Annotated in this window: 6 protein-coding genes; 4 read left to right on the plus strand and 2 right to left on the minus strand. The window is 70.9% G+C overall.

The window, feature by feature from the left end:
• Positions 1-208: 208 nt before the first annotated feature.
• Complete coding sequence (locus D7X55_RS34035) at positions 209-1414, plus strand: twin-arginine translocase subunit TatC (protein WP_120549304.1); 1206 nt, start codon at positions 209-211, stop codon at positions 1412-1414.
• 12 nt (positions 1415-1426) lie between these two features.
• The gene (locus D7X55_RS34040; RefSeq protein ID WP_121725232.1) at positions 1427-2518 is read left to right on the plus strand and encodes a TrkA family potassium uptake protein; all 1092 of its coding nucleotides are present in this window, start codon (positions 1427-1429) and stop codon (positions 2516-2518) included.
• Here the strand turns inward: D7X55_RS34040 and D7X55_RS44260 are convergent.
• Positions 2490-2852: a hypothetical protein gene (locus tag D7X55_RS44260; protein ID WP_199747280.1), complete on the minus strand. Its 363-nt coding sequence runs from the start codon at positions 2850-2852 to the stop codon at positions 2490-2492. The genes D7X55_RS34040 and D7X55_RS44260 overlap by 29 nt on opposite strands.
• Positions 2853-2878: 26 nt before the next feature.
• On the opposite strand from D7X55_RS44260, the gene D7X55_RS34050 reads away from it, so the two are divergent.
• Both D7X55_RS34050 and D7X55_RS34055 read left to right on the plus strand, forming a co-directional pair.
• Positions 2879-3193 (plus strand): hypothetical protein, encoded by a 315-nt coding sequence (locus D7X55_RS34050; protein ID WP_147442780.1) that lies wholly within the window; start codon positions 2879-2881, stop codon positions 3191-3193.
• Between the two features lie 239 nt (positions 3194-3432).
• Complete coding sequence (locus tag D7X55_RS34055) at positions 3433-4233, plus strand: transglycosylase SLT domain-containing protein (RefSeq protein ID WP_120549301.1); 801 nt, start codon at positions 3433-3435, stop codon at positions 4231-4233.
• Between the two features lie 7 nt (positions 4234-4240).
• Here the strand turns inward: D7X55_RS34055 and D7X55_RS34060 are convergent.
• Positions 4241-6139, minus strand: a 1899-nt coding sequence (locus D7X55_RS34060; RefSeq protein ID WP_147470316.1) for an ACT domain-containing protein, incomplete at its 5' end; no start/stop codon positions are given.

Consider the following 6139-nt stretch of genomic DNA (forward strand, 5'->3'; position numbering starts at 1 on the left):
CCCCGCGAACGTGCCCGCGCCTTCCGAGGCCTCCGCGGACGCGCCCGCCGCCGGCGCGCAGCAGGCCGCGGTGGAGCCCGGCGCGGCGCCGGCGCAGGACGAGAATGGCCTTCCGCAACTCGCCCCCATCCCGGGCACGGTGGCGCGCAACGCGCCGAAACGGAGCTGAGCCCTGAACCGCCAAGGGGTTGACCTGACGGATTTGCGCATGAGCCTGTCGGAGCACCTCACGGAGCTCCGCTCGCGGCTCGTGAAGTGTTCGCTCGCGGTGCTCGTGCTGGGCGCCGTGTCGCTCATCTTCGCCAAGCCCATCTTCGGCGTGTTGATGCGGCCGGTGCTGGACGCGCTGCCCCCGGAGGGGCGCTCGCTCGTCTACACATCCGGCATCGAGGAGATCAACGTCCTGATGAAGGTGGGCGTGTACTGCGGCATCTTCCTCACCACGCCCGTCATCCTCTGGCAGATCTGGGGCTTCGTGGCGCCGGGGCTCTACCCGGAGGAGCGCAAGTACGCGTCGCCCTTCGTGGTGCTGGGCTCCGTGGCGTTCATCGTGGGCTCGCTGTTCTGCTACTTCCTGGTGCTGCCCTCCATGTTCAAGTTCCTCCTCAACGAGGAGGAGACGCTCGCCCTGGAGCAGCGCATGGACACGGCGCGCATGGGCGGCGAGGACGCGCTGCGCTTCCTGCGCATTGGTGAGGTGGAGCGCGCCGGCCACGTGGCCCGGGAGACCAGCGCCGCGCTGACGGCCGCCGGTGAGGGCCAGGTGAAGGACCCGCAGGTGGCGACCGCGAAGAGCGTGGAGCTCACCGCGCGCCTCAAGGGCCTGGGCGACCTGCTGGACGCGGCCGCGGACGGGCTGGGTGTCCCCGCGCGCGGCGTGCTGCGCCAGGCGGTGGAGAAGCGCGTGGAGGCGGTGACGGCCTTCGGCAAGCAGGACTACCTCGCGTCGGAGGCCGCCATGGACCAGGCGGCCAGCCTGCTCGCGGGCGTGGCGCCCACGCGCGCGGAGGAGATGTCCGGCCTGTGGCGCCTCCAGAAGGAGCTGGCCAAGGGCTACGCGGACGCCGAGGCCGCGCGCTGGACGCGGCCCATGCTGACCATGAACGAGCAGCTGTCGCTGGTGCTGCTGCTCATCCTCGCGTTCGGCGTCATCTTCGAATTGCCGCTGGTGATGGCGCTCCTGGGCATCGTCGGGGTGGTGCAGTCGCGGTGGCTCTTCCGCTACCAGCGCCATGCGTTCGTGGTGTGCCTCATCGCGGCGGCGATATTGACGCCCACGGGTGACGTGGTGAACCTGTCGCTCATGGCCGGCCCCATGCTGCTCTGCTACGAGCTGGGCGTGCTGGCGGTGTGGCTCATCGAGAAGCGCCGTTCGAAGGCGGAAGCCTCCACGGACATCACCCCGGCGGCATAGGCTTCCCCGCGCATGAGGAGCCCTGCCGCGCGCTTGATGATGGACCTGCGGTACCTGCGCGCGCTGTCGCGGAGGTTCCGCAGCACGCTGCTGCTGGCGGCGGTCATCTTCGGGGTGGGGCCGGCGCTGTACAACTGGCGCTACGTGGGGCCGGACGGGGGCCGTATCTCCTACGGAGAGGCGCTGCACCACGTCTACTTCCTGCTCTTCGGCCAGCCGTCGCTGCCCTACGTGGCCGACTGGTTCGTGGAGGCGCTCAACATCCTCATCCCGCCGGTCAGCATCGCGCTGGTGGTGGATGGCGTGGTGCGCTTCGCGTACCTCTTCTTCGCGCGGCACAAGAACGACAAGGAGTGGGTCTCCGTGGTGTCCGAAACGATGAAGGGCCACGTCGTGGTGTGCGGCGCGGGGCGCGTGGGCTACCGCGTGGTGACGCAGCTGCGGGAGATGGGCAAGGACGTGGTGGTGGTGGAGAAGCGCGAGGACGCGACGTTCGTGTCCGCGCTGCGCGACGAGAACATCCCGCTGCTCATCGACGACACGCGCAGCCCGCTGTGCCTGCCGCGCACGAACGTGAAGAAGGCGTCCGCCATTGTCTGCGCCACGGACGACGACCTGGCGAACCTGAACATCGCGCTGGACGCGCGGCGGTTGAACCCCGGCATCCGCGTGGTCATCCGCCTGTTCGACGACGACCTGGGCGCGAAGGTGCGTGACACGTTCAAGGCGGAGGCCCTGTCCAGCTCCTCGCTGGCCGCGCCCGCCATGGCGCTGGCGGCGTTGGACCCGCGGCTCGTCCACTCGTTCCGCATTGGCAAGCACCTGATGGTGGTGTCCCTGTTCGTGGTCCGCGACGGCCTGCCGGGGATGAACATCTCCCAGGTGCGGGACCGCTTCGGCGGGCTGGCGCTGTCGCTCATCCGGGGCGACCAGGAGACGCTGCACCCGAACGGCGACGTGGTCCTCCAGGTGGGGGATCAGATCACCGTGCAGGCGTCGTATCCGGAGTACTGCGCCCTGCGCGCCTTCACCGGCGAGGCGGACGCGCCGGCGTACGCGGACCACGACAACTTCCTCATGCCGGGCTACCGCCCGACGGGGTGACGGGCCGCTGCTCCGGGTCGCCCTGCTGCACCAGGTGGATGCGGGTGCCAGAGGCGCCGTCGCCCAGCCCGGGCAGGAGCACCTGCTGGGTGTCGTAGTGCCCGCTGTTCTGCCTGCGGAAGGGGATGACGGCGTCGGCCCACAGCAGCTTCCGCTGCTCTGCGGTGATGTCCGCGGTCTGGGTGCCGTTGGCGAACGCGGCCTTGGACTCGCGCTCGTAGAAGAGCCGCTCCTGGGCGTTGGCGGTGAGGGGCTGCGGGACTGGGGTGAGAAGTACAAGCGCCGGCTGCAGCACACCGGGTGAGCCCGGCAGAAGATGCTTCAGGTTTTCCAAACGAGACTGTCCAGGCAGGAGTGCTCATGTCGACGGGTCGGGTAGCGGGTGGTGGGTATCAGGCAGGTGTGCGGCGCTCGTTCGCGGTGGGCTCGGAGATGGCGTGGGCCGCGTGGGGCGAGGCGTCGGGATGGGGGCGTTGGGTGGGAGCCTGCGGGCAGGCGCTGACGGAAGGCGCGCAGGTCACGCTCGCGAATGGGACGCGCGTGAAGGTGGTGCGTCAGGTTCCGCCCAAGCAGCTGCGCCTGCGTTTGGAGCGTGGCGAATGGCCGCGTGCGCGCACCGTGCAGCTTCGCATCCTGCCGTCGGTGCATGGCGTCACCGTGGCGCCGCCGCGCTGAAGAAGGCCGCGGCCCGGAAGCAGCCCCGGCGCGCGAAGTAGTGACCCGCGACTGGTGACCGCTGTTGGCGAGCGGTGACTCCAGTCACCAGGGACAGGGCCGGGGTCCGAGCACCACGCATCGCGCGTTTCCAAGGACATCAAGCACTTGGCTCGCGGCCGGTGTCCTCCCATGGGTTGGCATGTCTCCTGCTGTAGGTGTTCCTCGTCAGCAGCACTTCACTTTCGAGGAAATCCCCCATGATCACAGCTCCCGGTTCCGCCCGCGTCTCTTCCCTCCGCGTTCCCTCCCAGGACTTCGCTTCTGCCCGCCCGGATGCCCTCTCCGGCGGCCGCGTGCAGGCGAGCCACTGCCCGAAGCCGGGTTCGGACTTCGCGTCCCGGTTCCAGCAGGACGGCTTCAGCGCCGGCCCGGCGAAGGGCGCCCAGTTCAAGGAGTTCATGGAGGGCCTCAGCGGCGTGGTGGAGCAGCTCCAGCAGATTGCCCAGATGCTCCAGAGCATCCTTGGCAATGGCGCGGCCGCCGCGGGTGGCGCGGCCGCGGGTGCCCAGGCCCCGGCGGGCGTGTCCGGCGCGTCCGGTGCGGCGCCTGGCGCCAGCAACGCGGGCGGGGCTCCGAGCGCGGGCGACTCGTTCCAGGCGGGCTCCGCTCAGTCGGCCGGCGCCACGGGCGACATGCCGAAGGGCGAGGTGGGCGACTGGATCAAGCAGGCCATGGAGATCCTCAAGGCCGCTGGCGTCCCGGTGGACAAGATGAACCCGCAGGACATCGCGAAGATCATCGAGCACGAGTCCAGCGGCAACCCGAACGCCATCAACCTGACGGACCAGAACGCGAAGGATGGCCACCCCTCCATCGGCCTGATGCAGACCATCCAGCCCACGTTCGACGCGTTCAAGCTCCCGGGCCACGACAACATCCGCAACCCGGTGGACAACATCGTCGCGGCGGTGCGCTACGCGGTGGACCGCTACGGCTCCGTGTCCAACACCCCGGGCATCCAGGCGATGAACAGCGGCAGCGGCTACGTGGGCTACTAAAGCCCGCCTATCGCCCCCGCAGGTTCTGGGCGATCTTCAGGATGTCCGCGAGGACGCCGGCCGCCGTCACGGGCCCGCCGGCGCCCGCGCCCTGCACCAGGAGCGGGTAGTCCGCGTAGCGCTCCGTGGAGAACGCCACGAACGCCTCCGAGCCGCGAAGCCGCGTCGCCGGATGCTCCTTCGCCACGGCCACCGGGCCCACCTTCAGCACCGGCCCGTCCTTCACCGACGGGTCGATGCGCGCCAGGTAGCGCAGCACCTTGCCCTCCGCGCGCAGCCCCTCGATGCGCGAGGTGAACGTCCGGTCCAGCTTCTCCAGTCCCGCGAGGAAGCGCTCCACGTCCGCCTCCTCCAGGTACTCGCGAGGGACGAACGGCTCCACCTCCACGTCCTCCATCGACAGGTTCAGGCCCTGCTCGCGCGCGAGGATGAGCGCCTTGCGCGCGGCGTCCGTGCCCGCCAGGTCCTCGCGAGGATGCGGCTCCGTGAAGCCCTTCTCGCGAGCGGTGCGCACCGCCTTCGACAGCGGCACGCCGTCCATCAGCTGCTGGCTCAGGTAGCCGAGCGTCCCGGAGAAGGAACCCTCCACGCCGTGCACCCGGTCCCCCGTGCGCACCAGGTCCTTCAGCGTCTGGATGACGGGGAGCCCCGCGCCCACGGTCGTCTCGTAGTGGTACGCGCGGTGGTTCAGGTGCGCGGTGCTCCGCAGCCGCTCCCAGACCTCCAGCGGCTCTGTCAGCGGCTTCTTGTTCGCCGCCACCACGTGGATGCCGCTCTTGAACGCCTCCAGGTACAGCGCCTCCATGCCTTCCGCCGCCGTGCAGTCCACCAGCACCGGCACCGGCAGCCGGCGCAGCGGCTCCAGCAGCGCGCGCACCACGGGCGGTGAGGCGCCCTCGGGCACGGACTCGATGCGCTCGCGCCACTGCTTCAGCGGGATGCCCTCCGGGGAGAAGAGCACCCGCCGGCTGTCCGCGAGCCCCACCAGATTGAGCTGGATGCCATGCCCCCGCGCCAGCGTCTCCTGCAGCGTGCGCAGCTGTTCCAGGAGCTGGGTGCCCACCACGCCATGGCCCAGCACCAGCAGGCTCACCTCTTCGTGCGCGAAGTGGAAGGCCGCGTGCACCGTGCGCACCGTCAGCGCCGTCTCCGCCCCGTCCACGATGAACGAGATGGAGCGCGCGCTCGCCGTCTGCGCGATGGCGCGCACGTTGATGCCCAGCGCGCCCAGCGGCTGGAACAGCCGTCCCGCCACGTTGGCGCCCTGGCCCATGGCCTCCGCCACCAGCGCCACCTGCGTCACCGGCGCGCGCACCTGGGGCGGCTGCAACGCGCCGCGCTCCAGCTCCGGGCCCAGCTCCCGCCGCAGCACCTCCTCCGCCCGCGCCGCGTGCACCCGGCGCAGCACCACCGCCACCGAGCGTCCCGGCGAAGACTGCGCCGCCATCCACGCGTCGATGCCCGCCGCCTCCAGCGCCTGCAACGCGCGAGGCCCCACCGGCCGGGTGGCCTCCTCCGTGCCTCCCTCCAGCCCCAGCAGCGCCAGGTCCTCCAGGGACACCACGCACGTGGGCACGCTGCCGTTGCCCGCGCCGCGCACGTCGATGAGCGTGCCGGGTTCGTCGGGCTGTTGCAGGTGGCGCACGCGCAGGGGGAGGTCCGCGTCGCGCAGCGTGGACAGCGCGCGAGGGTGCAGCGTGGGCAGGCCCAGGTACACCAGCTCCAGCGCCTCCGTGTAGCTCAGGTGCGGCACCGGCCTCGCGTCCGCGACGTGCAGCGGATCCGCCGTCATCACCCCGGGCACGTCCGTCCACAGCGTCAGCGGCGTGCCCAGCAGCACGGACAGCACCGCGGCCGTCTCGTCCGCTCCCTCCACGCCCAGCGTCGTGGAGCGCCCATCCACCGC

It is taken from the genome of Corallococcus sp. AB049A (assembly GCF_003668885.1).
Taxonomy (GTDB): domain Bacteria; phylum Myxococcota; class Myxococcia; order Myxococcales; family Myxococcaceae; genus Corallococcus; species Corallococcus interemptor.